This window comes from Acidovorax sp. HMWF029, from assembly GCF_003060895.1.
Taxonomy (GTDB): Bacteria; Pseudomonadota; Gammaproteobacteria; order Burkholderiales; family Burkholderiaceae_C; genus Acidovorax.
In genome coordinates this window covers 1-2737 of record NZ_QAIH01000041.1, presented here as the reverse complement: position 1 = coordinate 2737, position 2737 = coordinate 1, and the positions used below count along the sequence as shown (strand labels likewise).

General features: G+C 59.3%; 2 protein-coding genes. One reads left to right on the top strand and one right to left on the bottom strand.

Annotated elements, in window-relative coordinates; genetic code table 11:
- The coding region (locus DBR12_RS02565) for a methyl-accepting chemotaxis protein (RefSeq protein WP_108615810.1) at nt 1-1201 on the bottom strand (1201 nt) is incomplete at its 3' end.
- 304 nt (nt 1202-1505) lie between these two features.
- Here DBR12_RS02565 and pstS point away from each other — a divergent pair.
- A complete protein-coding gene (gene pstS, locus DBR12_RS02560) occupies nt 1506-2576 on the top strand; it encodes a phosphate ABC transporter substrate-binding protein PstS (RefSeq protein ID WP_108615809.1) in 1071 nt (356 codons plus the stop codon).
- The last annotated feature ends 161 nt before the right edge of the window (nt 2577-2737 follow it).

Below are 2737 nucleotides of genomic sequence, written 5' to 3'. Positions count from 1 at the left end.
CTTCCAGACCAATCTGCTGGCCCTCAATGCCGCCGTGGAGGCCGCCCGCGCGGGCGGCCTCCACGGCGGCATTGAGGGCCAGCAGATTGGTCTGGAAGGCAATGTCGTCGATCACCTTGATGATGTCGGTGACCTTCTGCGACTGCAGGTTGATCTCCTGCATGGTAGCCACCACATCGCGCATCACGCTTCCGCCCTCGTTGGCCACCTTGCTGGCCTCCTGCGCCAGTTGTGTGGCGCGTTGGGCGTTGTCGGTGTTGTGCTGCACGGTGATGGTGAGCTGCTCCATGGAGGCGGCCGTCTCCTGCAGGTTGGAGGCCTGCACCTCTGTCCGTCGGGCCAGGTCTTCGGCACCACCGGCCATCAGTGCGGCGTCCCGCGCCACCGTCTCGGTGCTGTCGCGCACCTCCGTGATCACGCGCACCAGCTGCTGATTCATCTCCCGCAGGGCGCCCAGCAGTTCGGCAGTTTCGTCGGTGCCCCTCACCACAATCTGCGCGCTCAGATCGCCCCCCGCCACCGTACGGGCCAGTGCCACAGCCTGCTGCAGTGGGCGAGAGATGGAGCGTGTGATGACCAGGGCCATTGCTGCTCCCACCAGCAATGCCAGCACCGTGGCGGCCAACATCCCCACATGGATCGTCTCGCTCAACGCCTTGGCAGCACCGAACTCTTCTTTGCCCACCTCAATCTGCAGGCCCACCAACTGCTCGACCGCCGACTGCACCTTGGTGGCCTGGGGGCGAATCTGGGTGATATACAGCTCCGACCCGTCGTCGTACTTGCCTGACACCAGCGCCTGCGCAGCGGGTAGCAGGCCCTTGTCCAGATACTGGGCGTTGGCATCGGCAAAGGCCTGGGCAAGGGTTTGCTCTTGCAGGGACAGCGGCTTGGCCGTGTAGCTGGCCCACTGGTTGCGTATGCGCTCCACATTGGCTGTCAGCTCGGTGTGGCTGGCCTGCAGGTTGCTGGTGCCAGGGTCCATCAGCATATCCATCACCAGCACCCGGTTGCGCTGAGTGAGGTGGCTGATCTCTGCCAGCACCCCCAACGGCACCGTGCGGTCGCCATAGAGCGCGGCACTGCGCTCGGTCAGCCGCTTGGCGCCACTGATCCCCCCCGCCGCCAGCGCCGAGATCAACAGCAGCAGCACGGCAAATGCCAGGGCCAGTCGGGTACCAATTTTGATCTTTTGAAGCATCTCAAAGTCTCGTCAATGAACCGATGGCGGCCCTGTGCACCACCATCGCGTTCGATCCATGCGGCGCAAACCCGGTGTGGTCGTACCACCCTATTTCAGCCACCATTTCCAGCCACGGTATGGCCACCCAAAAAGATACTATTTGTTTCAAATGACAAAACCATGACACAACAACAAGACCATTTCGTCTTCACCCCGCTTATGAAAAAATAATAATTCTTGATAAGCTCCCACCTCTCAGGCCAGTAGTCCCGCATAGCCTCGACATATACAAAGAAATTAAAAACAAATAGCAGAGAAATCTATGAAATATATCTACGCCGTTCTTTCGCTATCGTTGGCGTTGCTGCTGTCAGGCGGGGCCTGCGCGCAGGCCGTGACCGGTGCGGGCTCATCCGCCGCAGCGCCCATCTACCGCAGTTGGGCCAAGGCCTACACCAGGGCCACGGGCTCTGGTGTGGCCTATGACCCCGTAGGCTCCAGTGCCGGTATGAAAAAAATCCAGCAGCAAGCGGTGGGTTTCGGGGCCACTGACGTCTACCCTACCGACAAGGACTTGATCGAGCACGGGCTGATCGCCCTGCCCGTGGCCATTACCGGCATCAGCCCGATCGTCAACCTGCCCAAGGTCCAGAACGCCCAGTTGCGCCTGACGGGCGAGGTGCTGAGCCGCATCTTCATGGGCGAAATCACTCGTTGGAATGCCCCCGACATCACCGCCCTGAACCCGGACACTTCGCTGCCCGATATGCCCATCAAGGTAGTGGTACGCGCCGACGGCTCGGGCACCACCTACAACTTCGCGGATTACCTGGCCAAGATCAGTCCTTCGTGGAAGGCCACGCTGGGTGTCAAGACCAGCATCAAGTGGCCCGATGGCCACCTGGCCTTCAAGGGAAGCGAGGGCGTGGCCAAAGGCGTGCGCGACACGGTGGGCGCCATCGGCTATGTGGATTTTGGCTATGTGGCCGAATACGGCCTGGCGTCGGTCCAAATGAAGAATGCCGAAGGTGTTTTTGTCAAACCCTCCATCGATGCCTTCAAGGCCGCACTGGCCAACAGCGAATGGTCAGCCACCGGGGCTTTCAACAACACACTGACGCAGAAACCCGGAAAATCTGTGTGGCCGATTACCATGGGGACGTTTGTGGTGTTCCCCAAAGTCACCAGCAACCCTGAGCAAACCAGCCAGGCACTCAAATTCATTATCTGGTCATTTGTAAATGGCGACACTCTGGTCAGTGAAAACAATTTTGTGCGCCTGCCCGACCGGGTTCAAGCAGCCGCATTCAAGGTCATCACGTCGATTCGCGATCAGAAGGGCATACCCCTGGGGCTGAGTTTGATTTCTTCGTCCGCGCCCTTGCAGCAATAAATCAATTAATTTTTGAAATACTGAAAAAATGAAATTAGCAATCCATTTTTCAGCACTTTCCAATAATCCATCCCGCAGGCATCAGCTGCTCCACGGACACGGGCAAATACAGGGCAGACGGCGGCGCATCGAGGCACACAGCACAATGTCCACATGACGGC

Coding starts and splice junctions, on each gene's coding strand:
- pstS (WP_108615809.1), top strand. CDS start 1,506: ATGAAATATATCTACGCCGTTCTTTCGCTATCGTTGGCGTTGCTGCTG.